Here is a 24,093-nt window from a genome sequence, read left to right as displayed (position 1 = left end):
GGTGCAGCATTCACACTTGGAGAAACAAGACGAAGACTCGTGCGTCACGCGCGGTACGTGGACCAAACGACGCGCAGATGCAGCTTTTGGCGGGCTGGCGATAGGGTAAGCGCCGCCAAGTTTACAGACGCTTTGGTTTGGCTCTCCCGTGCCGGAGAAGGCGAACGTCAGTGTGGTTAACGTATGGTGCGTTAGTTCGCACCGTTACGCTCAAGCCGATAGCTGCTGATGGATTCGTAGACGGCTTTGCGCAAGCGGTTTATGCCCCCGATGGGGCGGTGTTCGGGAAGGGCATGCCAAGGATTGAAGGATAGGTTGTCGCAATCAATATTTTGCTCGGGACTGTCGAAATCCTGCGCGGGCAGCCTGACATCGGCAACCGTCTCGAAGGGAGAGATCGCCTCGTCCCACTCGATACTGGTGTCCTCGATGGGCATGTAATAAGCGGCGTTCTGCCTTTGTACTTGCAGGACAAAGCAGGCCGGGGCTCGGTCCAGCGATAGCTGCTGATAGAGTGCGCTGCGCAGGAAGTTCGGCAGGTCGCGGTTCTGCTCCGGCAATCGGTAGTCTGGGCATTGTTCGGGAGCAGGGGTGACCCGGTATTTAATGTTGTGCGGGCCGAGCTTGTACGGCGCCACCGAGCTGTAGGTGGTCGCAACCGGGCTCTGCGGAGCGGGGGCGAGCGTCTGCAGCGCAATCACCAAATGCCGCAGCTCCCAGCTGCGGGGGTCGGCATTGGGGAAGAAAGCCAGCACCTTCTTGCCCTCGGCCTGGGCCGCGAAATTACTGCGGTACTCGGCAACATCGCGGACGAAGAATACCGGGTGGTTGAACATCACGAAGTCCTGGTCGCCGGCGTGGCGTGGACCAGCGGTGAGCTTGTCTCCAGGTACCTCGAGCAGCTTGATTGCCATGCCGCGAGCGTCGTTGATGCGATCGAACTGCGGATAGGCGTTGCCGTTGGACAGGCGCATCCAGGCGTCCCACTGTTTGCCTGGCTCGCTGAGCACGCCGTATCGAAGCGCGGGAGCGATATCCTCACGGACTCTAACTTCAGCCCTCACGCATCCGTGGGCCTTGGCATGCGCGTCACGCAGCACACGGGTGTTATCGCGGTGCTGTTCGACTACAGCGATGGCGTCCGCAATGATCGCCTGGGTGTCGGCATCCTCTGTTGGCGCGATCACTTCTTCTGTGGAAACGGGCCCGCTGTACTTGGAATGAAAGACGAGGGCGCCAATTGCCCAGCCGACGAGGCCAAGCGCAACTACGGCGATCAGCAATCGGCCAAGCAGGCGACCGAGCCAGAGCCAGAATCTCTTGAGCATTATGCAAATCCTTGTGCAGACCATCAGGGGCAGGTGCGCCCGGGGTTGTAGGGGCGCGGCGGAAGCTCTTCCAGCAGCGGCTCGATGCGCGGATCGCCGAGTACCTTGAGGTATTCCACCAACGCCCAGCGCTCGTGCGGCGCCAGCGCCCTGCCAATGACGCCTTCGCCGCGACAACCTGCGCGGAATTCATGCCCGCGATTGCTGTTACCGGTGGTTGAGGTATCGAACAGGAAGCCGCCTTTGAAGCGCTCTGTGCGGATGCCCGCGTGCTTCGGGTCGTACTCGCGACTGCCGACCCAGAAAGTCTTTTGTCGCTCGGCTACAGGTGACAGCAACTGAAAGAGCGTCGGTACCGAGCCGTTATGCAGGAATGGCGGAGTCGCCCAGATGCCGTCCAGCGGCCGTGCCTTGTACCCGCGCAGTTCCTGCACGCCAATCGGCAGGCCGTAGCCGTTGAAATCGGCGCGTTCTTGCGGACCGATACCGGCGTCGCGATAGGCGCGATCCTCCACATAGGCGGTGATGTAGGCCAGGCCCTTGGCACTGGAAACGCTGCTCAGGTCCAGTGGCCCGGACGATGTGCCGTACAGGCGCACATCCAGCCGATCCAGCTCCCCTTGGGTCCAACCCAGGCGGGTCAGATCGAAGCGGTGATCGGCGATGTTGTCCGCCGTGTTCGGATCGGTCCCGACGATCGAGATGGGCACCACTCGCATGCGCCATTCTGGATCGCGGTCGGGCGCAAAGCGTTTGTCGACCGGTTTGGGTGTGGCCTCATGGCAGTACGCACAATTCTCGCCGTACAGCGCTCTACCGAGGCTGGCCTGCTCAAGGTCGATTTTGCCCAATACCTCCTCGGGCCAGCGCGGCGGCGCAAGGCGCATCAGAGTAGTTTCCAGGGTATGCAGGTCGCGCACGCGCACACCGGAGGCATAACGCCCGGCCTCGGGTACCGGTTGGCCGTTTTCTTGCAAAAGTTGCATCCGAGCCCCGACGCCCAAGGCTTCACCAATATTGCGGGCCATCGGCTGCATGGCCGAACCGTTCCACTGCACCCAATCGAACTTCCAGATGTCCCAGAGCTGCGGGTAACTCACTGGCGCGTTGGCGATGCGGTAGTTTGTCGGATCGAGCGCATCGCCAAACACCGTGTTGGCGATGCGGCCGAAGGCATCGGTGCGGCCAAAGCCTTCCTCTGTCGGATACAGGCCGCGGTGCCAGTCGTTATAGGCCGTGCCAAGTAGCCGGTCGAGCACCTGCTTAAAGTCGTGGCGCAGCTGATCGCGGTCGCGTTCGTCGTTCACGCCCAGCACTTCGTGGGCGAAGCGGCGGAACTTGAGAGGGTTGTAGTAAGTGAATGCCATGCTCATGCCGAGCGCCTGACCGAAGGAGCCGCCACGCACGGTAGGCACCGTCGAGGCCAGCGAATGCATCGCGGCGCCGCCATCGATACGGATGGCCTGGCCGTTGTAGCGCAGCTCGCCGGTATGGCAGCTCGCACAAGTGATATCCAGATAGGCACGCCCGGTTTCATCATCCTCATGACGGGCAAAACCGACCGGCAAATTTCCCGGGTTCTGTGCTGTGGCTTGCTGGCGGGGATCGATCAGAAAACCGAAGCGTGCTAGGTAGTTGGGCGCGGCGAACTTTTCCTGGCTGAAGGGCAGCTCCAGCGCTCGGAACCAGTCGTACTCCAGCCCCTTAACCTGAGTACCTTGCGGCGTGTAGTAGAAGACGTGTCGGTCCGCCTCGCTCCATTGGTCGAGATAGCGAAACCCCTTTGGCGTCTCGTAATCCGGCAGGTTCGGATAGGCCACGAAATACAACCCAGCGCCAGCCGCCAGCACGGCCAGAGAAAGCAGCCCAAGCAGGGCACATCGCAGCGATCGCATCGATACATCCTTGTTAATGCAGTGATAAACGCGAAGTTATGGCAGGATTTATTGGTGGTGGCAATATGCCGCTAGGCGCTAGCTGACTCACTGGCCCGCCACGAGCCCCGTAGATCCTATGTCTGGGTTATATCGACGAGACTGCATTGACCGAACGCATGCGGCGAGCTGCATTAGCTGACCTGTAGCCGATCATCATTGCCCCCCGGCATAACCAAGATTGATCCATGACATTGCCGAGGCCGTAGCTGGAGCCGCCGTGCCGGGCCCTTACCTAGCAACGCAGCGAATCATTCCATCCATGCAGGAGCAAGGGCGTACAGATCAATCTTTTCATTGAATGAAACCGCCCGGTCGACGAGGCCAGCCCATCGACCGGCACGTGCTGCCATGGTTATTACTGGGCGGTGGCCTCGGCCGCTTCGGTGATCAGGGCAACCACTTCGTCTGGATGGGAGGTCATGACGACGTGGGATGCGCCGGGGATGCTCACCGTTTTCTTCGAGCCGGCACGGTCGGCCATGAACTTCAGCGCGGCTTCCGGGATGTTCTTGTCACCCGTGCCGTAGACGAACCAGGACGGCACGTAGTCCCAGGCGGAATGCCGGCTCTCTTCGTTCAACGCGGCTGCGGTAATGGGCCGTTGGGTTGCGGCCATAAGGGCCGCTTCGGCCGGCGCAACGTCGGACGCGAACTGCTCGGCGAATTTGTCCTGCTGGATGTACAGGTCCTGGTTGCCATCGCTCAACTGCACAGGTTCTGCCAAGGTCGGGCCGAGTGTCCCGCCGGGAAACTTGCCTGCCAGGGTCGCTGCGCTTTCTCCTGCTGTCGGTGCGAACGCAGCGACGTAAACCAACGCCTTGACCTTCTCGCTGCCGTTTACCGCGTTGGTGATGACGCTGCCGCCGTATGAGTGACCGACCAGCACGATGGGGCCGGCAGTTTGCTCGATAAGAGTAGACACGTACTTGGCATCGTTCGCCACGCCGCGCAGCGGGTTCGCGGCAGCGACGACTGGATAGCCTTGATCGATCAGCCGAGCGGCAACGCCGTTCCAGCTCGAAGATTCGGCAAAAGCACCGTGTACCAGAATCACGGTGGGCTTGTCGGCCGCGTGGCTGACGGCACTGCCGAACGTGGAAGCGGTGAGAAGGGCGGCGGCGATGGTTTTGCGGGTATTCGATGCAGTGGTCATGACGATGTTCTACCTTTCGATGAGATGGCTCGGGTTCGGGTATTGGTCGCTGGCTTCGCTCAGCGGACCGGAGCACCAACACTGGAAGCGGCTCAGAACTCGGAGAGCGCCATGCGTCAGGTGCGGATTCATAATGCGCAGGGGGCTCGGCGCTTGGGATTCAGATCGTCGACAATAAGCTACTGATCGTCTAATTGAGGCTTTGACCATGGATCGTTTATCGAGCCTGCTTACCCACTTCGGTATGCACGCGGGGCTGTATCACAGTGGGGAGCTCTGCGGCATCGCTGCGTTCGAAACTGCAGACCAGGTGGGATACATCCACGTGCTGCACGAAGGCACCATGACCTTGCGTCTGGCAGACAACACTGACATCAGGCTGACCGAACCAACGGTGATGGTGTTTCCACGTCCATACCGACATCGCATGATCGCGAGTGAAGCGGAGGGCGCGCGACTGGTCTGTGCGACGTTGCGTTTCGATGGCGGGGCGAATAACCCGCTTGCTGACGCGCTGCCTGATGTGTTGCTGCTGCCGATTGCCGAAGCGCCGATTCTCAGTGGTGCGCTGGCCTGGCTCTTCGAGGAAGCGATCGCCAGCTACTGCGGTCGCGAGGCGGTCATGGGGCGTCTGTTTGAGCTGCTGATCGTCCAGATGCTGCGCCACCTGATGGCGAGCCAGACGATGAGTTCTGGGATGATGGCCGGTCTCGCGGACCTGCGCCTGGCTCGTGCGATGACGTTGATGCACGCAGAACCCGAACGCGCCTGGTCAGTGGCCGAGCTGGCAGCCGAATCGAATATGTCGCGTGCCAGCTTTGCTGCCAGTTTCCGAGCGGTAGTAGGGCAGACGCCTGCCGACTACCTCACCAGCTGGCGCATCAGCCTGGCGCAGAAGCGCCTCCGCGAGGGGCGACCGATTGCATTGATCGCCGATGAGGTCGGTTACGAGAGTCCATCCGCTCTGGCGCGCGCTTTCCGTCGCAAGACCGGCGCGAGCCCGCGCGAATGGCAGGCTGCGCTGACTGCGTGATACGCAGTGGCCGATCGGTCGACGGATCACATTCATGTTGCATGGCGGCGGTAGCGCTGCCATCGAGACGAGGTTGAAGATGGAGAGACTGTTTGTATATGGATCGCTCGCGCCTGGCCGGCCGAACGAGCACATTTTGGCCGAAGTGCCCGGCTGCTGGGAGCCGGCGAGCGTGACGGGGACGCTGCGCGCGGAGGGGTGGGGTGCAGCGATGGGTTTCCCCGGGCTCGATCTGGACGAGCAGGGTGAGACGATCGATGGCCTGGTCTTTAGCTCCGAGCAACTCGCCCCGCATTGGCCAGCGCTCGATGCGTTCGAGGGCGACGCCTACTTACGTTCACCGACTGCCGTTCGGCTCGCCAACGGAGAGACCGTCGAGGCGTACGTCTACGCACTCAGGAAGTGAACCTGGACGATGTTGCCGTCCGTGCAGCTAGCGTCTCATGACTGATGCAAGCCAGCCGTAGCCACTGACCAGCACGATGCCGCTCAGCGCCAGGACGCCACCGACAACAAAGCCCGGTTCGATGGGCTCGGCCAGCAACCAGGCCCCGAGCGCGACGGCCAGCAGTGGCGTAAGAAAGGAAAGCACGCCCAGGCGCGAGGCGAGGTAACGGCGGAGCAGGGCGAACCAGAGGAGGAAGCTGGCGAACGAGACGACCAGCGATTGGAAACCCAGGCTCAGCCAGACCAACGGGGTTGGGTTGAACGTGGTGTGGCCGATCAAAAAGGCAACCGGTAGCAGCAGGGCGAAACCCATCACCAGCTGGTACAGAAGCGTCTGGGTTGCGGGTAGAGCGGACAGTCGAGAAGCGCGGATCAGCACTGTGGTCGATCCCCAGGCAGCGCCGGCAAGCAGGGCGAGGAAATCACCCCATAGCACGCTGGATAAACCGGCCTGGGCATTAGCGCCCCGCAGGAAGGCGACGGCGATTCCGGTGAAGGCCAGCCCAATGCCGATCCACTGCAGTGGGGCCAGGCGCTCGTTCGGCAGCTTCCAGTGCAGGCCGAGCGCGGCGAATACCGGCGCGGTGTAGACGAATACCACGACATGCCCCGCCGAGGTGTGCCGAACGGCCTCGCCAACCAGCAGAAACTCCAGCGCAAAGCAGATGCCGGCCAGACACCCAGGCTTCCACATACCCTGCGCGATGGTCAGCCGTTCGCGACGCCAGAGCATCAGTATCGCGACCAGCAACGCTCCCGCACCCGAGCGCAAGGCAATCTGCAATACCGGCGAGAAATCCGCCGCGGTCGCCTTCAACGCGATCTGCTGCATGCTCCAGATCAGGCAGAGCATCAGCATCAGACCGACGGCCATCGCGTCCAAGGGTTTACGAGAATCCATCTATTCGTCTCGGTAAGGGCGCAGGGCAAGGTCACCGCTACCAGGCGAGCCGCGATGCGGCGCCCAACTGACCGACTTCGTCATATCTACGCATCACGTGCCGGTCGCCATATCGATCGGCACGCAACAGCCTCGGTCACTTGGCGAACAGCTGGCTCATGTCTTTGAAGGCCTTGAATTCCAGCGCATTGCCGCAGGGGTCGAAGAGGAACATGGTGGCCTGCTCGCCGACCTGGCCCTTGAAGCGCACATAAGGCTCGATGACGAATTGAGTGCCCAGCGAACGCAGGCGCTCGGCCAAGGCTTCCCACTCTGGCCAGCTCAGGACGATACCGAAGTGGGGCACCGGCACGTCGTGGCCGTCCACTGCGTTGGTGTGTGCCGCATCCTGGGATTGGGTCTTCGGGTGCTCATGGATGACGAGTTGATGCCCGTAGAAATCGAAGTCGACCCAATGCTCGGATGAGCGCCCTTCGGCAAGGCCGAATACTTCGCCGTAAAAATGGCGAGCTGCAGGCAAGTCGTAAACGGGAATCGCAAGGTGAAAAGGCGAGAGGCTCATTGGGGCTTCCTTCTTTCTAGTGGGAACAGCGGTGCCATTCTGGCCGATTTGCCGCGCCCGCCCACAACGGATATGTTTTGATCCGAGCCTCAAAAATATCGATCATACGAGCGCTGTCCATGATACGAGAGATCAAAACCTTTCTTGCCATTGCCCGCTGTGGCAGCTTCGCGGCGGCGGGCAACCAGATCGGACTGACGCAATCGGCGGTGAGCGCCCAGATCAAGAATCTCGAAGAAACTTTAGGCCTGCGTCTGTTCGATCGAACGGGGCGCTCGGCGTATCTCAACGCTGCTGGGCTGCGCGCGCTGCCGCTGGCCGAGCAGATTCTCGAAACCTTCGCACTGATGGGCCAGCCAGAGTCGCTCTCTGACTACCGTGGCGAACTGCGCATCGGCGCTATCGCCACCGTGCAGACAGGGCTGCTGCCATCGGTTCTGTTGCGTTTGCGGCATGAGGCGCCAGGTGTCGCGCCCAAGCTCGTCCCTGGTGTTTCGTTGAACCTGCTGTCACAAGTCGATGCCGGTGACATCGATCTCGCAGTGATGATCCGACCACCATTTGCGCTGCCGAAGGAGCTGCACGCCGAGCTGATCCGGCAGGAGCCGTTCGTACTGATCGCGCCCATGGATGTTGAAGGTGACGACCCGTTTCAGTTGCTCGCCGAGCATCCTCTCGTGCGGTACGACCGGAGCTCGTTCGGTGGCCGCCAGGTCAGCCATTTCCTGCGCAAACACCGTCTGGAGGTGCGCCCAGGACTGGAACTCGACGAGCTCGAGGCCATCGTCAAGATGGTCGAAAGTGGCCTGGGCGTGGCACTGGTGCCCAAGGCTGGACTGTGGCTGGAGCGTGAACCGACGGTCCGCATACTGTCGCTCAGCAATGCCACCTTTTATCGTGAATTGATGCTGGTCAGCCGCCACAGCGCGCAGCAACTGCCGCTGCATCAGTTGTTTCGGCGCTGCCTGCGGGGCGAGCTGAGTGACGAGAAAGCGCATTGAGATGAGCATCTGCACGAATGTTCCAGACAAACCGTTTGGGTCCGTACTAGGATCGTCCCCTCGCACGCTGATACCTCTTGCCCGAGCGCTCGATGCACACCCACGATCGCAGCTGGATCTCCCTTCGCCAGGATGCCGACACCGGCATCGAGACCATTCGTGCGCACTTCGAGGGGCATGCATACGACCCTCATTGGCATGACAGCTATCTGATCGGCTTCACCGAACAGGGCGTTCAGCAATTCAACTGCCGGGGGGCGGTGCACCAGAGCACCCCTGGCCAGATCTTTCTGCTCGAGCCCGGCGAAATCCACGACGGTGATGCGCCTGCCGACGGCGGGTTCACCTATTCGATGCTGTACCTGGAGCCGGCCTGGCTCGAGCGGGAGTTGCGCACGCTCGACGATACGCCGCTCGCCTGTGGCGTACCTGGATTCGATAGAACCCTGACGGAGCGCCCCCAGTTGCTGGCCGCCATTGCCAACGCGTTCCATGCGCTGGAGCAACGCGACTTGCGCATTGTGCGCGAGACGGCACTCGATGAGTTGCTGCTTAACCTGGGCGACCACTTACATTGGCGGCAGGCACGGCAAGACGACCCGCGGCTGCCGCGTGTCGCCATTCGTGCACGCGACTACTTGCATGCGCATTTCGACCAGGATATCGGTCTGGACGAGCTGGCCGCGGTGACTGGTGTCAGTCGCTTTCGCTTGTCGCGGGCGTTCAAGGCGGCGTTCGGGCTCGCACCGCATGCTTACCTCATCCAGTTGCGGCTGGCACGGGCGCGACACCTGCTGGCACGCGGAGAAGCACCCGCCGAAGTCGCGTCCATTCTCGGCTTTGCCGATCAAAGCCACCTCGGCCGGTGGTTTCGGCGCGCGTACGGGCTGACACCGGCGCACTACCGCACGCGCTGCTCGAATCTTCCAGACGTCTAATCATGCGGTCCTCAGACTGGCACCTGTAGCTACTCAGGAGCCGGACCACAATGAGCGATATTTCTACTATGTCCGTGGGGGCGTCTGACATGATCGAACTCCTGCCGTTCGCTCTGTTCGCCTTCGTGGCGTCCATTACCCCGGGGCCGACCAATGTGCTGGTGCTCAGCCACAGCGTGCGTTTCGGTTTTGTCGGCGCCTTGCCGATCGTGCTCGGGGGCTGCGCGGGTGCCGCTCTGGTGGTGTTGACGGTTGGCCTCGGAGTCGGCGATGCGATGGCGACGCACGTCGTTCTGCAGGGCTTGATGAAGGGGCTCGGTATCTTGTGGCTGAGCTATCTCGCCTGGCAGATCTATACGAGCCCGGAACCCGAGCGCGTGGACGGCCAGGCGACGGGGCCACGCATCGGCTTTCTGGCCTCGGCAGGCTTGCAGCTGGTCAATCCGAAGGCCTGGATGATGGCGGTCGCGGTCATCAGCGTGTTCGCCCGCCCCGGCGCTGAGCATTGGCACGATGTGACGCAGCTGTCGCTGGTGTTCTTCTGTATCTCTCTGCCGTGTCTGGGGGCCTGGGCGCTGCTTGGACAAGGCGCGGCAGCGTTTCTGGGACCCAAAGCACGGCGGGTGATGGTCAATCGGAGCCTGGCGGCACTGTTGTTTCTGTCCGCTTTGGCAACGCTGCTGCCGTGATTGGCTGAGTCTGGGCCAGCCGCAAAGCCCATCGCCTCCGTCGTAGTTCCAGTGTGCCAGTCTCTAACCGCGCCGGCCGGTGATAGGCGCATGCTGGGCCATCAGCTCAGCGATCCAGTCGATGAACACGCGCAGCTTGGCGCTGACATGTCGGTTCGGGGGAAAGGCGATGTACATGGGCATCGAGTCGAGTTGCCAGCTTTCGAACAGGGGAAGCAACTCGCCGCGCTCCAGATGATCCCTGGACATGTAGTCCGGTAGCCAGAGGACACCCATGCCGGCTAAGCCGGCTGCGAGGTAGGCATTGCCATCGTCGACCGAGAGCACATAGCGACCCAGCACCTTGATGCTCTCACCGTTGCAGTGCATGGAATAGGGGAAAACCTGGCCGGTGCGTGCCCAGAGAAAGCCCACAATGCGGTGGTGCGTGTCCTGCAGTTCCAGCGGGTGAGCGGGTATGCCGGCGCGCTCCAGGTAGCTCGGCGCCGCATAGACCCCGAGCCGCAGGTCGCCGACGTGCCGAGCCATCAGCGACTGGTCGGTGAGTTCGCCACCGCGCACGACACAGTCCACGTTCTCGCCGATCAGATCGACCGTCCGATCACTCACACCCATGTCCAGCTGAATGTCCGGGTACCGCGCATGGAACGCGGGCAGCGCCGGCACCAGAATCATCCGAGCAAAGGGGCTGGGCACATCTACCCGCAGCCGGCCCCTGGGCAACGCCGCGGCGCTGGACAGGCTGGTCTCGGCATCGTCCATGTCGGCCAGCAGGCGAACCACACGCTCGTAATAGGCGGCGCCGTCGGCCGTGACATTGACCTTGCGTGTGGTGCGGTTGAGCAGTCTGACGCGCAACCGAGCCTCTAACTGCTGCACCAGTTGCGTCACGGTGGTCTTGCTCATGTGCAGGGTTTCAGCCGCCTTGGTGAAACTGCCGGTTTCCACCACACGGGCGAATGCCCTCATCGCATCAAAACGGTCCATCTCTGCTCCGGCCTAAAGGATTGTTTGGATTCTACAAACAGTGATGGGTAGACGCGCCGGTTTATCCGTACGGGTCGGCCCGCCTAGATTCAACTCGTCGCCAATCACTGGTCGGCGACGACTATCTAGGGAGGTATCTGATGAACCAGCGTAACGTTGTTTTTCCACCCGGACGCCAGGCGCTCTACGAGCGCAATCGCTATTCGCCGGCGATCCGCGCTAGTGGCTTTCTGTTCGTTTCGGGACAGGTTGGTAGCCGTGAGGATGGCTCGCCGGAGCCCGATCTGGAGGCTCAGGTGCGGCTCGCATTCGAGAACTTGAACGCGATCCTGAAAGCAGCGAGCTGCACGTTCGATGATGTGGCTGACGTCACTGTGTTCATGGTCGATCCGCAGACGACGTTCGAAACCATCTGGAAGGTCGTGCCCGAGTACTGGGGACACGCGCCGCACCCAACGCTGACTGCGGTTGGCGTCACCTGGCTCTATGGCTTCCAGTTCGAAATCAAGGTGATCGTAAAGCTACCGGAAGGCTGAGGCTGACCGGATCGGAGCGGGTGAGAAGCTGCGGCTACAGATTGAAGTCGCGCCAGCATGGCTCACCCTCTCTCGTACAGCCCGTCGTGCATCAGGGCGATGACGATCACTGGCGTTTGAAGGCTATCGAACGCCGAGCACACCTTCCGTCGGGCCAGCAATGCTTGTCCAAAACATTCACCCAGTTTGAAGGCTTTTGCCATTGTTGCCGGAGCCACGCGGAGCCAATATCCAGGGACCAATAACAAGAAATCCAGGAGCCAGTCATGCGCGACTATGCCACTGCGGCCAGCGAGTTCGACTACGACCAGACGGTAGCGGAGATTCTTTCAGGCAACCTGTCTGCCATGAACGCCTGCGTCGAATGCTGCGATCGTCATGCCGATTCGGACAAGGTCGCGCTGCACTGGGAAGGCCGCGACGGTCAGCGTGCCGACTGGACATTCGCTCAGCTCAAGGATGCCGCTGCTCGTTTCGCCAATCTCCTGACCAGCTACGGCATACAGCCGGGCGATACCGTTGCCGGCTTGCTGCCGCGTACCCCCGAGTTGCTTGTTACCATCCTTGGCGCCTGGCGCCTCGGAGCCATCTACCAGCCGCTTTTCACCGCCTTCGGCCCCAAAGCGGTCGAGCACCGTATCAAAGAGTCCGGCGCGAAGATGGTGGTCACCGACGCGGCTGACAGCGAGAAGCTGGACGCCATCGAGGCAGCGCCGCGACGGCTCGTGGTGGGTGACGGTGCGGAGGACTTCTGGACTCAGGTGAATCGCCAATCCGCCGAATTCGAGCCGGTGTTGCTGAATGGCGAGGCGCCTTTTCTGGCCATGTTTACCTCCGGCACCACTGGGCCGGCGAAACAGCTGCATGTGCCGCTTAAAGCCATCGTTGCCTTCGTCACCTACATGCGGGATGCGGTTGATCTTCGCCCCGAAGACAACTTCTGGAACATCGCCGATCCGGGTTGGGCCTACGGCTTGTACTACGCCGTCACCGGACCATTGGCAATGGGGCACAGCACGCTGTTCTACGAAGGCGGCTTCACCGTTGAAAGTACCTGCCGTGTTATGCGCGATCATGCGATCACCAACATGGCGGGATCACCGACTGCATTCCGACTGTTGCTGGCAGCCAGAAGCGAGGTGGAAGGCCAGATCAAAGGTTGCCTGCGCGCCGTGAGCAGCGCCGGCGAGCCGCTCACGCCCGAGGTCATCCGCTGGTTCCGCGACGGCCTTGGCTGCACCATCCACGACCACTATGGGCAGACCGAGCTCGGCATGGTGTTGTGCAATCACCACGCATTGAGCCATGCGGTCAGTATCGGCACTGCAGGCTACGCCATGCCCGGACACCGCGTGGTGGTACTGGACGACCAGCAGCGTGAGCTGGAGCCAGGCAAGCCCGGCATGCTTGCGCTGGACCGCAGCCGATCGCCGCTGCTCTGGTTCTCGGGCTACGTCGGCATCAAGACCAAGGCTTTCGTCGGCAATTACTACCTGAGCGGTGACACGGTCGAGATGAACGATGATGGAAGCATCAGCTTCGTGGGCCGCGCCGACGATGTGATTACCACGTCCGGCTACCGTGTCGGTCCCTTCGATGTCGAGAGTGCCTTGGTCGAACACCCCGCAGTGATCGAAGCGGCGGTGATCGGAAAGCCCGATCCGGAGCGCACCGAGCTGGTAAAGACGTTCGTCGTGCTGCATGCCGGCCAGAACGGTGGCACGGTGCTGGCTGAACAGCTGCAGCAACATGTGCGCAAGCGCCTGTCCGCTCACGCTTATCCACGCGAAATCGAGTTCGTCGACGAGCTGCCCAAAACCCCGAGCGGCAAGATCCAGCGATTCCTGCTGCGCGATCGGGAAAAGACTGCGCTGCAGCAACCGGCCGCGGCGGTCAGCTGAAACCAGGCGCCGAAAGCGCGCCCTTGATCGGGTGCGCTAACAATCAGCGGTTGGCTGATTGGCCGTTCATGGCGAGCGCTTTGAACCCGAAAACCTGGACGAAACTCGATCTGGCGGGGCGGATTATCGCTTTGAAGCCATCCCTCTGGCGCGCGATTCGGGTGTGACCGACACACTGTTTTACCGCGCCTGCGGGCGCCCGGCGTTGGCCTTGGTGCTAAGGATTCAGATGAACATCGAAATCGAAGACCGCTATCTTCCCACCGAACATGGCGATGTCTTCACTCGGCGCTGGCGCACCAATCGGGCGCGCAAGACACCCATCATCCTGCTACATGATTCGCTCGGCTGCGTTGAGCTATGGCGCGATTTCCCCGAGCGGCTCGCGGCCGCCACCGCACGCGATGTGATTGCTTATGACCGGCTTGGCTTTGGCCGGTCCGCGTCGCATCCAGGTGGTTGGTCGCCTCACTTCATCCGCGATGAAGCCGAGTACTTCTTCCCGCCTGTGTGGCAAGGCCTGGATGTTGAGCATTTCGTCGCGTTCGGCCACAGCGTGGGCGGCGCAATGGCAGCCAGCGTGGCGGCGCGCTACCCGCGACATTGCCTTGCGCTGATCACCGAATCGGCCCAGGCCTTTGTTGAAGACCGAACCCTGCAAGGCATCCGCCAGGCCCAAGCCGCGTTTGCAGAACCTGGCCAGCTGGATCGGTTACGCAAATACCACGGCGAAAAAGCCGAGTGGGTGCTCTCGGCCTGGATCGACACCTGGCTTTCTGAAGGCTATGCCGGCTGGACGCTGGAGGACAGTGCACCAGGCTTCGCCTGCCCACTGCTTGCCATCCACGGCGTCGAGGACGAATACGGTTCGGTGGCGCATCCGCAACATATCGCCGCGCTGGCGAGCGGCGTTACCCAAACGTTGCTGCTAGAGGCTTGTCATCATGTCCCGCACCGGGAGCAGGCTGACGTGGTCATTAGGGCTGTTGATGAGTTTCTTCACGTAATGGTTTGTTGATGGCGCGAGCCGGTGCGCGGTTTAAACCTCGCAGGTCGTAGCAACCGCTGTGCTGCCGCGCACGACCAGTGTGTAAGGCAGGATCAGATGAGGGGTGTCGAGGGGGCGCTTCTCGAACTGAGCCACCAGCATTTCGACTGCGTGCCGCCCGAATGCCTCGGCGGGCTGCGCGATGGTCGTCAAGGGGGGATCGCAGAACGCGGCGAAGGGAATGTCATCGAATCCGGCAACAGAAATGTCCTGCGGAACACGTAAGCCGGACTGGCGGATGCGCTGGATGGCGCCGATCGCCATCTCATCGTTTTCGCAGAAGATTGCCGTGGGCCGGTCCGAGCAGCCTAATAGCTGGTCGGCGGCGTCATAGCCGGACTGCAAGGTGAAATTGCCCCGGCACAGCAGCTCGGGGTCGGGTGCGACGCCCGCTGCTTTGAGAGCATCTTCATATCCGGCGATACGCTCGCGTGTCAGTGGGCTGCCCTGCGGCCCTTTGATCAAGCCGATGCGGCGATGGCCCAGATCGAGCAGGTGCTCGGTCATCGCGCGAGCGGCGGCACGGTTGTCCAGGCGAACAGTGGGGCAGGGCGGCGTATCGAGCACTTCGCAGGCGTTGACCATCGGTGGTGGGCTGTCACCGTGACGGCAGGTCTCGCCGAACGGGTTGAAGGCGCGCAACTGGATGACGCCGTCGGCCTGGTGCGCGTGGACCAGCTCGGCATACGCCGTCTCGACTTCCTCCCGACCTCGGGTATCGCACAACAGCACGCGGTAGTCGAATGCCTGCGCGGCTTCCTGAATGCCGCTGATGACGCGGGCGAAGAATACGTTGGCGATCACCGGAACCAGCACAACGAGGTTACGCGTCTTGCGCGAACGGAACTGCACGGCCATCAGGTTCGGGCGATAGCCAGCCTGCTCGACCGCAGCATGCACACGGTCACGCGTCTGTGGGGAAACCCTTTCGGGCGTCTTCAACGTGCGCGATACGGTGGCAACGGAGACGCCAGCCAGTTCGGCCACCTTGCGAATGTTTGGCATAACTCCTCGGCGATTGGCGCCGGTCATGATGAAGGGCCGGCAAGCGGATAGCGTACCGCACCGTTTGTTTGTGAACAGCCGTTTGACTCATGCATGAGCTATTGGACGTAACCGTCGGCCTCGACCGGCGCAGTCTTATGGCCAAGGACTCGTTCCAGCGCTCTTTTTCATCGGTCCTTGCTCGGGGCAGCATTGGCTGCCGATTGCTACTGGAGGCCATTCATCAGCTTGACAGCCTTTACTTTGGTGCTAGCTTTCTGATCAATGTAACCGGTTACATAGTCCGCTGACCAGAACGACAAGTGGGGTGAAAAATGGCTTTAGCCAGTCGGGCCAAGGTTCGGATGGGCATGGTGGGAGGCGGCGAGGGAGCATTCATCGGTCAAGTGCACCGCCAAGCGATGCGCCTCGACGGGCAGATCGAGCTGGTCTGCGGCGCATTCAGCCGCGACCCCGATAACAACAGGCGAAGCGGCGAGGCGCTGCACCTTGATCCCGAGCGTTGCTATTCCTCCTGGGAGGCGCTGCTGGCCGGTGAGGAGGGACGACCGGCTGAGCAGCGCATGGAGCTGCTGGCCATTGTCACGCCCAATCATCTCCACGCACCCGTTGCCGAGGCTGCGTTGCGTACGGGCTTCCATGTGTTTTCCGAGAAACCGGCGGCACTGTCGCTGGCCGAGGTTCAGCGTCTCGCCACCACACAGGCCACCAGCGGCCAATTTTATGGTTTGGCCCATACCTACCAAGGCTATCCCATGGTCTGGCAGGCGCGGCATATGGTTCAAACCGGCAGGCTTGGACGCTTGCGCAAGATCTATGTCGAGTATCCGCAGGGTTGGCTGAGCGAGGACCAGGCGGGGCGCGGCAACAAGCAGGCCGCCTGGCGAGGCGAGCCGGAGCAGGCCGGGCCGAGCGGTTGCATGGGTGACATTGGCATCCATGCCTTCAGCCTCGCCGAGTTCGCCAGCGGCCAGCGCATCGAGCGCCTATGTGCCGATCTGGGTGTTCACGTAGACGGGCGGCAGCTCGACGACGATGGCGCCGTGCTGTTCCAGACCGATAACGGCGCCAGTGGCGTGCTTATCGCCAGCCAGGTCTGCGCTGGCGAGGAAAACGGCTTGAGGTTGCGCCTTTATGGCGAACGAGGCGGTCTTGAGTGGCGTCAGGAGGAGCCGAACAGCTTGATCCACCGCCCGCTTGGCAAGGCATTGAGAGTGCTCCGCGCCGGGGTCGATCGACACGAGCTGTGCGACGAAACGCTCCGACGGCTGCGCCTGCCTGCTGGGCACCCGGAGGGTTATCTCGAGGCGATGGCCAATCTTTACAACGACTTTGCCACTGGCATCCGCACGGGTGAGGTGCCCGATGTGCCTGGTATTGAGGCTGGTCTACGCGGCATGGCCTTCATCGAAACGGTCATCGCCAGCCATCGCAGCGACAGCAAGTGGACGGCTTTCGCAGCCACCGAGCGATAGGTATGCACATGGATAACGCTAAGACATCCAGGGGTATTCGCGGCCCGGCTATCTTCCTGGCGCAGTTTCTCGGATCGCAAACGCCCTTCGATAATCTTCAAAATCTCGTGGGTTGGGCGGCGTCGCTCGGCTATTGCGGGGTTCAGCTGCCAACGCTTGGCACGCAATGCCTGGATCTGCACAGAGCCGCCGAGAGCCAGACCTATTGCGACGAGCTCAAGGGGCTCTGTGCCGAAGCTGGTGTTGAGATAAGCGAGTTGTCGACTCATCTGCAGGGTCAGCTGGTCGCGGTGCATCCGGCATTCGACGATCTGTTCGATGACTTCGCACCGGTCGAATTGCGTGGCAAACCGAAGGCCCGCACCGATTGGGCCATGGATCAATTGCGGCTTGCCGCTAAAGCCAGTCAGCGTTTGGGACTCACAGCCCATGCGACGTTCTCCGGTGCGCTGTTATGGCCGTATATGTATCCCTGGCCGCAGCGCCCGAGTGGCCTGATCGAAGATGGCTTCGCCGAGCTGGCGCGTCGCTGGCGACCTATTCTCAACGCGTTCGACGAAGCCGGGGTGGACCTGTGCTTCGAGATCCATCCCGGCGAGGACCTGCATGACGGCGCCTCATTCGAACGTTTTCTCGAGGTGATCGGCCATCACCCCCGCGCGAAGATTCTCTATGACCCTAGCCACCTGCTTTTACAGCAACTGGACTACCTCGGCTTCATCGACCGCTACCACGAGCGCATCGGCATGTTTCACGTCAAGGACGCCGAGTTCCGTCCGGACGCCCGCTCTGGTGTTTACGGCGGCTATCAGGACTGGGTCGAGCGCCCAGGCCGGTTTCGTTCGCTGGGAGACGGCCAAGTCGATTTCAAGCAGATATTCAGCAAGTTGACGCAGTACGGCTACGACGGATGGGCGGTGCTCGAGTGGGAGTGCTGTCTCAAGGACGCAGCGCAGGGGGCGGAGGAAGGCGCCCATTTTATTCAACAGCAGTTGATCAACCGCGCCACGCGGGCCTTCGACGATTTCGCCGGGGTTACAAGCAGTACCTCGAGAAACCGCCGGCTGCTGGGACTCGATTAAGGCGCTTTGCTAACAAACGTGCACAACAACAAGGACAAGACCATGAGCACACTGAACGTACGGCTGAGCCTGATGATGTTCCTGCAGTTCTTCATCTGGGGCGGGTGGTTCGTCACCCTCGGTACCTTCCTGGCCAACAACCTGGGCGCGAACGGCGGCCAGATCGGCATGGCATTTTCGACTCAGTCATGGGGCGCAATCCTGGCGCCGTTCGTGATCGGGCTGATCGCCGATCGCTACTTCAACGCCGAGCGCTTGCTGGCTATCCTTCACCTAGTCGGCGCCGTGCTGTTGTTCCAGCTTTATCGAGCGCCTGATTTCGGCGTGTTCTACCCGTATGTGCTGGGCTACATGATCGTCTACATGCCGACCCTGGCGCTGGTGAATGCCGTGGCCTTCAGGCAGATGCGCGACCCGGCGCAGGAGTTCTCGAAGATCCGCGTATGGGGCACGGTCGGCTGGATCATCGCAGGGCTGGTCATCAGTTTTCTGTTCGGTTGGGATTCGCAGCAAGCCATCGCAGGCGGGGCTTTGCGCAACACCTTCCTGATGTGCGCCATCGCGTCGGCACTGCTCGGGCTGTACAGTTTCAGCCTACCGAGCACGCCGCCGCTGGCTCGGCGAGAGCAGGGCGGGCTGAAGGAAATGCTCGGGCTGGATGCGCTCAAGCTATTGAAGGACCGCAGCTTTGCCATCTTCTTCCTCGCCTCGGTGTTGATCTGCATTCCGCTGGCCTTCTATTACCAGAACGCCAACCCGTTTCTCGCCGAAATCGGCGTCGACAATCCAACCGGCAAGATGACCTTGGGGCAGATTTCCGAGGTGCTGTTCATGCTGCTGCTACCGCTGTTCATCCAGCGCTTCGGGATCAAGAAAACGCTGCTGCTGGGCATGCTCGCCTGGACGCTGCGCTATGCACTGTTCGCCTACGGTAACAACGGCGATCTGCTCTTCATGCTCGTTGCCGGCATTGCCTTGCACGGGATCTGCTACGACTTCTTCTTCGTCTCCGGACAGATCTATACGGACGCCAAGGCGGGCGAAACTTTCAAAGGTTCCGCACAAGGGCTGATCACACTGGCGACCTATGGCGTCGGCATGCTCATCGGCTTTTGGGTGGCGGGTAAGGTGACCGATCATTTCGCCACGGTCGAGGGGCACGACTGGCAGAGCATCTGGCTGTTCCCCGCCGTGTTCGCACTCGGCGTGTTCCTGACATTCCTGCTCGCGTTTCGCGAACAACGCCCAGCAGGGCTGTCGACGGCTGCCAAGACCGCCTGAGCTCACCGGGGACGGGCGTCAGTCAGTATTCGGGCGCCCTGACACCTAATGCGGGCGCCTGCGTCGCATCGGGCGTCGCATGCCCGCCAGAGCAGAGCTGACAGTTGGAGCGCGTCACTGCAAGTGGCATCGACGGGGCTGGAGAATGCCTTGCTAGAGCGTGATGGCAACTGGCTGCCGGGTTGTAGCTTCGTAGAGCAGGCTGCACCATGGCCTGAAAGCAGCTGTCTCGGTGGGCATTGTTCATGGCAAGAGCGCCGGAAACTGACCGCAGGACTTTCCTTGCCGCGCTGGTCACGCCGGCCTGCGCAATCGTAGCGGCGGCAGTTGCACTCCTCTCGCTCGTGCATCTGTGGCAAAGCTCCGTCGTCTCGCCCTTCATGGCCCCGGCAACTTCTGCCGGCGTTTTACTGGCTGCGGCCGCCCTGGTCCTCTCTGGTGGTCCGCGCGGCCAGGGAACACGCGTTTCGGGATTTCTAGCGGCTGGCGCAGGCCTTATGCTTGGTCTCGCAACGGTCGTGGCGCAGCTGGCAGGCTGGGACGCTGGGGACGGACCCCCTGATGCCGTTGCCTCCCGGTGGATGCGATGGCCGCACCCTACCACCGGGGCAGCTCTTATATTGCTCAATGCATCCTTGCTTTTGCTCGGCGCCCGATATCGACGCCTGGATGCATGGATGGGTTTGGGGGTTGCCTTGACGCTGATGGTCGCATTGGTCGGCCTCGTGGGACACGCCTATGGCTCGAGGCTGGTCGGCGGGGCGAACGGCTTGGGCGGAGCGTCCTTCGCAACGGGGCTTTCGTTCGCTGCACTGGCGATAGGAACATTTTTTGCCGAGCCGTCGCGTGGCCCGGCGGCGTGGTACCTGGGCAACAGTGCGGCCGGATACTTGCTGCGTCGGCTGACTCTCGCCGCGTTTATTGGCCCATTGATGCTCGGCTGGCTGGTGCGGGATGCCTATCATGCAGGCCTCGTCGATGCGGCGTTCGGTATCGCGTTACTGGTTGTCTTCCTCGTTGTTCTGTTTGCGGGCTTCGCCATTCGTCAGGCACACGTATGGCATGTTTCCGATACGGAGCATGAGCGGCTCCTCGTGCGTGAGCGAGAGGCCCGCGAGCGGCTCGCCAGCGTATTGGAGAGCGTTACCGACGCGTTCTACGCCATCGATACGCAGTGGCGTTTCACTTACTTGAATCATGAAGCGGAGCGGCTACTCCGGAGACCTCGCGAGGGCCTGCTCGGTCGTAATGTCTGGGAAGAGTTTCCTGAAGCGGTCGGCGCTACGTTCCAGCTGGAATTCCAGCGGGCGATGGAGAGCCGGCAGCCGGTCGAATTCGAGGAGTATTACCCCCCGTTGGGAATCTGGTTCGATGTCCGCGCGTTTCCTTCCGACGATGGCCTGTCGGTCTATTTCCGCGACGTGACTACACGCAAGCTGGCAGAGGAAAAGCTTCGGGAGAGCGAGGAGCGCTACCGTCTGCTTGTCGATATGATTCCGCAGCACATCTGGACCACCGACCCCGATGGCTATCACACCTATTTCAGCCGTCGCTGGTACGAGTTCACCGGAGCGGATCTGGAATATACCTGGGGAGTAGGGTGGCTCCATCTGCTACATCCCGACGATGTGGATCGCACGGTGGCGCGCTGGGAGCAATCATTGCGCACCGGTGAGCCCTATGCAGTGGAGTATCGCTTTCGGGCGGCCGATGGGTCTTATTGTTGGTTTCTTGGGCAGGCCATGCCGCAGCGGAACACCACTGGCGCAATCGTCCGGTGGATTGGGACGCTAACGGATATCTCGGAACGAAAGCGACACGATGAGGAGCGTGAACGGCTGCTCGAGAGCGAACGGGAGGCCAGAGCCGAGGCCGATCGTCGGCGCGCCGAGCTGGAGCGAGTAACCGAGAGCAGGGCCAGGCTCATGTGGGGCTTCAGCCACGATGTGAGGAATCCTCTGAGTGCGGCCGATGGGCATTGCTGGCTGCTTGAGAGTGGCAGAATCGGCCAACTCAATGCCAAACAATGCGAGAGCATCCAGGGAATCCGCCGGGCCATCCGTACCTCCGTTGGGCTGATTGACGACCTGTTGGAGCTCGCCCGGGCCGAGTCGGGAAGTTTCAAGTTTCAGTGCGTAGAGACCGATGTCGGCAGGGCGGCACATGAGGTGGCAGAGGATTTTCGAGCACAGGCGATGGCCGTTGGTGTCGATGTGCAAGTGCGCGTGCCAAAGGGTTTGCAGGCTGAGACGGATCCGGTGCGCTTGCGGCAGATCCTGGCCAATCTACTGTCCAACGCCGTGAAGTACGCCCCGCAAAGCCAGGTGATCATCGATGCGGAACTGCGACATTCAGGTGGCCCCCAAGCGGGGACCTGGGTGGCGCTCACCGTGACCGACACCGGGCCGGGTATAGCCCAAGACAAGCAGGAAATGGTTTTCCAGGAGTACACCCAGTTGGATCCCGATGCCCAGTCCGGCGCCGGTATCGGCCTTGCGATCAGCCGGCGTATCGCTCAGCGGCTGGGAGGCGATTTAACCGTCGAGAGCGAGGTGGGGCGGGGTTCACGATTCATTCTCTGGATGCGGCCATCCGCTTCGGAACGGAAGCGGGCATAGGCGGAGTATGTTCAGGGTCGGTTGCGTTGCTTTAACGAGGCGCGACGCTGTTGCCGGCACTGTACGGGGCATGGCGGGATCGCGCGAAAGCCCAGCCTCCCTCAGAAGGCCGCAGCGTTTGGCTGTGGTCAAGGCGGGCAATATCATGCGCAACCGTTCAGCCTGGACATTCAGCTGACGCTATGGGGAACCAAAGCCCAAGGAGTGATGGTCTTAGCGCCTAGATAAATGGGCATTGATCCAGGCCTTTTTTGCATTCGTTGCCTCCCGTGCGGCCCGACGGTTCTGCCTGAGGTGATATTTCCACCCTTCCAAAGGAACGACAGATGAGTCTCGACCTCAACGCAGGACGCCTGCCGGACGAAAACACCCTGACTAACATTCCGCGCCTGGTCTCGCGCTATTACAGCGAGCGTCCGGACCCGTCGGACCCGGCGCAGCAGGTCTCGTTCGGCACATCGGGCCATCGCGGTTCGTCGCTTAAGAACAGCTTTAACGAATGGCACATCCTCGCCGTGACCCAAGCGATCTGCGACTACCGGCGCGAGCAGCGCATCGACGGCCCAATCTTCGTTGGCATGGATACCCATGCACTGTCCGAACCTGCATTCATTTCGGCGCTCGAAGTGCTGGCAGCCAATGGTGTCGAGACGCGCATCGATGCAGGATGCACCGAGACGGGTGGCGAGCCCGGCTATACACCAACTCCCGCGATCTCGAATGCGATCCTGGAACACAACCAGGGCCGTACCAGCGGCCTGGCCGATGGCATCGTGATCACGCCATCGCACAACCCGCCGGCCGATGGCGGCTTCAAGTACAACCCCACCAACGGCGGCCCGGCCGATACCGGCGTGACCAAGTGGATCCAGGATCGTGCCAATACCTTGTTGACGGCCGGGCTCAATGGCGTCGAGCGGATGGACTACGGCCGTGCGTTGAAGGCGCCGACCACCCAGCGATTCGACTTCATCGACAGTTATGTCGGCGGGTTGGGGCAGGTGATCGACCTTGAGGCCATTCGCGGTTCGGGACTGAAGTTTGGCGTCGATCCACTCGGTGGCGCCGGCGTGCACTATTGGACGCGCATCGCCGAGCGCTATGGCCTTCCGCTCGAAGTGCTTTCGACCCGCGTCGACCCGACCTTCCGCTTCATGCGCCTGGATTGGGATGGCAAGATCCGTATGGATTGCAGTTCGCCGCACGCCATGGCGGGCCTGATCGAAAACAAGGAGCGCTTCGACGTGTCCTTTGCCTGCGATACGGATCACGACCGCCACGGCATCGTGGCGCGGTCGGTGGGGCTGCTCAACCCCAATCACTACCTCGCGGTAGCCATCGAATACTTGTTCACCCATCGTCCTGAATGGAGCGCCCAGGCGGGTATCGGCAAGACGCTGGTGTCCTCGTCGATGATCGATCGGGTCGCCCAGGGAATAGGACGGCAAGTGGTGGAAGTACCGGTAGGTTTCAAATGGTTCGTTGACGGTTTGATGGACGGCAGCCTGGGCTTCGGCGGTGAAGAGTCGGCAGGCGCATCCTTCCTGCGCAAAGCTGGTGGCGCCTGGTCGACTGATAAGGACGGCATCATTCTCGGTCTGCTGGCGGCGGAAATCACAGCGGTGACAGGCAAGGACCCGGGTGAACGTTACCGGTTGCTCACCGAACGCTTCGGCGCACCGGTCTACCAACGTATCGATGCGCCCGCTGATCGCGAGCAGAAGGCCAAGTTGGGCAAGCTTTCTGCATCGCAGGTCACTGCGGATGAATTGGCAGGTCAGCCGATTACGCAGATTCTTACCGAAGCGCCGGGCAACGGCGCGGCCATCGGCGGGCTCAAGGTGGTTACCGACAATGGCTGGTTCGCTGCACGACCATCGGGGACCGAAGACGTCTACAAAATCTACGCTGAGAGCTTCGAAGGCGAGGCGCACCTCCAACGCATCCAGGAGGAAGCCAAGGCGCTGGTAGATGGCGTGTTGGCTGGGTAAGCGATGGGTGTCATGCCGTCGTAAGGTTGAGGCGGCAGATGGCTCCTAAGTGAAACGGGCATTTGTGTCACTGGCCTAGCGGTCGCCATATTAAGCGGAGGACACACAGCATCAACCAAGCCAGACTTGCTGGCTTGGTTAATATAACTAAACTCTTCGCTGAAGACTAAGGGCTAATTA

20 protein-coding genes are annotated in these 24,093 nt (G+C 61.6%); 13 read left to right on the top strand and 7 right to left on the bottom strand.

Annotated features, from left to right (window positions below):
- Positions 1-191: 191 nt before the first annotated feature.
- From H3028_RS12465 to H3028_RS12455, 3 genes are all read right to left on the bottom strand, one after another.
- The gene (locus H3028_RS12465) at positions 192-1,328 is read right to left on the bottom strand and encodes a catalase family protein (RefSeq protein WP_181297324.1); all 1,137 of its coding nucleotides are present in this window, start codon (positions 1,326-1,328) and stop codon (positions 192-194) included.
- A gap of 23 nt (positions 1,329-1,351) precedes the next feature.
- Complete coding sequence (locus H3028_RS12460; RefSeq protein ID WP_181297323.1) at positions 1,352-3,223, bottom strand: di-heme-cytochrome C peroxidase; 1,872 nt, start codon at positions 3,221-3,223, stop codon at positions 1,352-1,354.
- A 397-nt stretch (positions 3,224-3,620) separates the two neighbouring features.
- A complete protein-coding gene (locus tag H3028_RS12455; RefSeq protein WP_181297322.1) occupies positions 3,621-4,418 on the bottom strand; it encodes an alpha/beta fold hydrolase in 798 nt (265 codons plus the stop codon).
- 208 nt (positions 4,419-4,626) lie between these two features.
- Here H3028_RS12455 and H3028_RS12450 point away from each other — a divergent pair, with 208 nt between their 5' ends.
- Positions 4,627-5,451: an AraC family transcriptional regulator gene (locus H3028_RS12450; protein ID WP_181297321.1), complete on the top strand. Its 825-nt coding sequence runs from the start codon at positions 4,627-4,629 to the stop codon at positions 5,449-5,451.
- A gap of 79 nt (positions 5,452-5,530) precedes the next feature.
- Positions 5,531-5,857 carry a gamma-glutamylcyclotransferase family protein gene (locus H3028_RS12445; RefSeq protein WP_181297320.1) on the top strand — a complete coding sequence of 109 codons (327 nt, stop codon included), beginning with the start codon at positions 5,531-5,533 and terminating at the stop codon, positions 5,855-5,857.
- Positions 5,858-5,884: 27 nt separating this feature from the next.
- Here the strand turns inward: H3028_RS12445 and H3028_RS12440 are convergent, their stop codons facing one another.
- Together H3028_RS12440 and H3028_RS12435 are read right to left on the bottom strand one after the other, a co-directional pair.
- Entirely contained in the window at positions 5,885-6,799 is a 915-nt protein-coding gene (locus H3028_RS12440; RefSeq protein WP_181297319.1) for a DMT family transporter, read from the bottom strand.
- A 136-nt stretch (positions 6,800-6,935) separates the two neighbouring features.
- Positions 6,936-7,361: a VOC family protein gene (locus H3028_RS12435; RefSeq protein WP_181297318.1), complete on the bottom strand. Its 426-nt coding sequence runs from the start codon at positions 7,359-7,361 to the stop codon at positions 6,936-6,938.
- Positions 7,362-7,480: 119 nt separating this feature from the next.
- Here H3028_RS12435 and H3028_RS12430 point away from each other — a divergent pair, with 119 nt between their 5' ends.
- From H3028_RS12430 to H3028_RS12420, 3 genes are all read left to right on the top strand, one after another.
- Entirely contained in the window at positions 7,481-8,362 is an 882-nt protein-coding gene (locus tag H3028_RS12430; protein WP_181297317.1) for a LysR family transcriptional regulator, read from the top strand.
- 92 nt (positions 8,363-8,454) lie between these two features.
- Complete coding sequence (locus H3028_RS12425) at positions 8,455-9,300, top strand: AraC family transcriptional regulator (RefSeq protein ID WP_181297316.1); 846 nt, start codon at positions 8,455-8,457, stop codon at positions 9,298-9,300.
- Between the two features lie 89 nt (positions 9,301-9,389).
- A complete protein-coding gene (locus H3028_RS12420) occupies positions 9,390-9,989 on the top strand; it encodes a LysE family translocator (protein WP_181297493.1) in 600 nt (199 codons plus the stop codon).
- Positions 9,990-10,052: 63 nt separating this feature from the next.
- Here the strand turns inward: H3028_RS12420 and H3028_RS12415 are convergent, their stop codons facing one another.
- Positions 10,053-10,976 (bottom strand): LysR family transcriptional regulator, encoded by a 924-nt coding sequence (locus H3028_RS12415; RefSeq protein ID WP_181297315.1) that lies wholly within the window; start codon positions 10,974-10,976, stop codon positions 10,053-10,055.
- A 140-nt stretch (positions 10,977-11,116) separates the two neighbouring features.
- On the opposite strand from H3028_RS12415, the gene H3028_RS12410 reads away from it, so the two are divergent.
- The 3 genes from H3028_RS12410 to H3028_RS12400 all read left to right on the top strand — a co-directional run bounded on the left by H3028_RS12410 (position 11,117) and on the right by H3028_RS12400 (position 14,431).
- On the top strand, positions 11,117-11,512 hold the full coding sequence (locus H3028_RS12410) for a RidA family protein (RefSeq protein WP_181297314.1): 396 nt from the start codon (positions 11,117-11,119) through the stop codon (positions 11,510-11,512).
- A 266-nt stretch (positions 11,513-11,778) separates the two neighbouring features.
- Positions 11,779-13,413 (top strand): AMP-binding protein, encoded by a 1,635-nt coding sequence (locus H3028_RS12405; protein WP_181297313.1) that lies wholly within the window; start codon positions 11,779-11,781, stop codon positions 13,411-13,413.
- Between the two features lie 229 nt (positions 13,414-13,642).
- The gene (locus H3028_RS12400; protein ID WP_181297312.1) at positions 13,643-14,431 is read left to right on the top strand and encodes an alpha/beta fold hydrolase; all 789 of its coding nucleotides are present in this window, start codon (positions 13,643-13,645) and stop codon (positions 14,429-14,431) included.
- A gap of 21 nt (positions 14,432-14,452) precedes the next feature.
- On the opposite strand, the gene H3028_RS12395 is transcribed toward H3028_RS12400, so the two are convergent.
- Positions 14,453-15,466 (bottom strand): LacI family DNA-binding transcriptional regulator, encoded by a 1,014-nt coding sequence (locus H3028_RS12395; RefSeq protein WP_181297311.1) that lies wholly within the window; start codon positions 15,464-15,466, stop codon positions 14,453-14,455.
- Between the two features lie 344 nt (positions 15,467-15,810).
- Between H3028_RS12395 and H3028_RS12390 the strand changes: the two genes are divergently transcribed.
- From H3028_RS12390 to pgm, 5 genes are all read left to right on the top strand, one after another.
- Complete coding sequence (locus H3028_RS12390; RefSeq protein ID WP_181297492.1) at positions 15,811-16,941, top strand: Gfo/Idh/MocA family protein; 1,131 nt, start codon at positions 15,811-15,813, stop codon at positions 16,939-16,941.
- Positions 16,942-16,949: 8 nt separating this feature from the next.
- Positions 16,950-18,023 carry a sugar phosphate isomerase/epimerase gene (locus H3028_RS12385; RefSeq protein WP_181297310.1) on the top strand — a complete coding sequence of 358 codons (1,074 nt, stop codon included), beginning with the start codon at positions 16,950-16,952 and terminating at the stop codon, positions 18,021-18,023.
- Positions 18,024-18,065: 42 nt separating this feature from the next.
- Positions 18,066-19,304, top strand: a complete 1,239-nt coding sequence (locus H3028_RS12380) for a nucleoside permease (RefSeq protein ID WP_181297309.1) — start codon at positions 18,066-18,068, stop codon at positions 19,302-19,304.
- A 245-nt stretch (positions 19,305-19,549) separates the two neighbouring features.
- Positions 19,550-21,922, top strand: coding sequence for a PAS domain-containing sensor histidine kinase (locus H3028_RS12375; RefSeq protein WP_181297308.1), 2,373 nt, complete (start codon positions 19,550-19,552; stop codon positions 21,920-21,922).
- A gap of 326 nt (positions 21,923-22,248) precedes the next feature.
- The gene (pgm, locus tag H3028_RS12370; RefSeq protein WP_181297307.1) at positions 22,249-23,913 is read left to right on the top strand and encodes a phosphoglucomutase (alpha-D-glucose-1,6-bisphosphate-dependent); all 1,665 of its coding nucleotides are present in this window, start codon (positions 22,249-22,251) and stop codon (positions 23,911-23,913) included.
- The last annotated feature ends 180 nt before the right edge of the window (positions 23,914-24,093 follow it).

The sequence above is a fragment of the Pseudomonas sp. Q2-TVG4-2 genome (assembly GCF_013620795.1).
Lineage (GTDB): Bacteria > Pseudomonadota > Gammaproteobacteria > Pseudomonadales > Pseudomonadaceae > Stutzerimonas.
The sequence above is the reverse complement of the archived record's forward strand: the minus strand, read 5'-3'. Positions and strand labels throughout refer to the sequence as shown.

What these genes read in the sequence shown, in the direction of transcription:
- H3028_RS12465 (WP_181297324.1), bottom strand. Translation starts at nt 1,328, where the DNA reads ATGCTCAAGAGATTCTGGCTCTGGCTCGGTCGCCTGCTTGGCCGATTG.
- H3028_RS12460 (WP_181297323.1), bottom strand. Translation starts at nt 3,223, where the DNA reads ATGCGATCGCTGCGATGTGCCCTGCTTGGGCTGCTTTCTCTGGCCGTG.
- H3028_RS12455 (WP_181297322.1), bottom strand. Translation starts at nt 4,418, where the DNA reads ATGACCACTGCATCGAATACCCGCAAAACCATCGCCGCCGCCCTTCTC.
- H3028_RS12450 (WP_181297321.1), top strand. Translation starts at nt 4,627, where the DNA reads ATGGATCGTTTATCGAGCCTGCTTACCCACTTCGGTATGCACGCGGGG.
- H3028_RS12445 (WP_181297320.1), top strand. Translation starts at nt 5,531, where the DNA reads ATGGAGAGACTGTTTGTATATGGATCGCTCGCGCCTGGCCGGCCGAAC.
- H3028_RS12440 (WP_181297319.1), bottom strand. Translation starts at nt 6,799, where the DNA reads ATGGATTCTCGTAAACCCTTGGACGCGATGGCCGTCGGTCTGATGCTG.
- H3028_RS12435 (WP_181297318.1), bottom strand. Translation starts at nt 7,361, where the DNA reads ATGAGCCTCTCGCCTTTTCACCTTGCGATTCCCGTTTACGACTTGCCT.
- H3028_RS12430 (WP_181297317.1), top strand. Translation starts at nt 7,481, where the DNA reads ATGATACGAGAGATCAAAACCTTTCTTGCCATTGCCCGCTGTGGCAGC.
- H3028_RS12425 (WP_181297316.1), top strand. Translation starts at nt 8,455, where the DNA reads ATGCACACCCACGATCGCAGCTGGATCTCCCTTCGCCAGGATGCCGAC.
- H3028_RS12420 (WP_181297493.1), top strand. Translation starts at nt 9,390, where the DNA reads ATGATCGAACTCCTGCCGTTCGCTCTGTTCGCCTTCGTGGCGTCCATT.
- H3028_RS12415 (WP_181297315.1), bottom strand. Translation starts at nt 10,976, where the DNA reads ATGGACCGTTTTGATGCGATGAGGGCATTCGCCCGTGTGGTGGAAACC.
- H3028_RS12410 (WP_181297314.1), top strand. Translation starts at nt 11,117, where the DNA reads ATGAACCAGCGTAACGTTGTTTTTCCACCCGGACGCCAGGCGCTCTAC.
- H3028_RS12405 (WP_181297313.1), top strand. Translation starts at nt 11,779, where the DNA reads ATGCGCGACTATGCCACTGCGGCCAGCGAGTTCGACTACGACCAGACG.
- H3028_RS12400 (WP_181297312.1), top strand. Translation starts at nt 13,643, where the DNA reads ATGAACATCGAAATCGAAGACCGCTATCTTCCCACCGAACATGGCGAT.
- H3028_RS12395 (WP_181297311.1), bottom strand. Translation starts at nt 15,466, where the DNA reads ATGCCAAACATTCGCAAGGTGGCCGAACTGGCTGGCGTCTCCGTTGCC.
- H3028_RS12390 (WP_181297492.1), top strand. Translation starts at nt 15,811, where the DNA reads ATGGGCATGGTGGGAGGCGGCGAGGGAGCATTCATCGGTCAAGTGCAC.
- H3028_RS12385 (WP_181297310.1), top strand. Translation starts at nt 16,950, where the DNA reads ATGGATAACGCTAAGACATCCAGGGGTATTCGCGGCCCGGCTATCTTC.
- H3028_RS12380 (WP_181297309.1), top strand. Translation starts at nt 18,066, where the DNA reads ATGAGCACACTGAACGTACGGCTGAGCCTGATGATGTTCCTGCAGTTC.
- H3028_RS12375 (WP_181297308.1), top strand. Translation starts at nt 19,550, where the DNA reads ATGGCAAGAGCGCCGGAAACTGACCGCAGGACTTTCCTTGCCGCGCTG.
- pgm (WP_181297307.1), top strand. Translation starts at nt 22,249, where the DNA reads ATGAGTCTCGACCTCAACGCAGGACGCCTGCCGGACGAAAACACCCTG.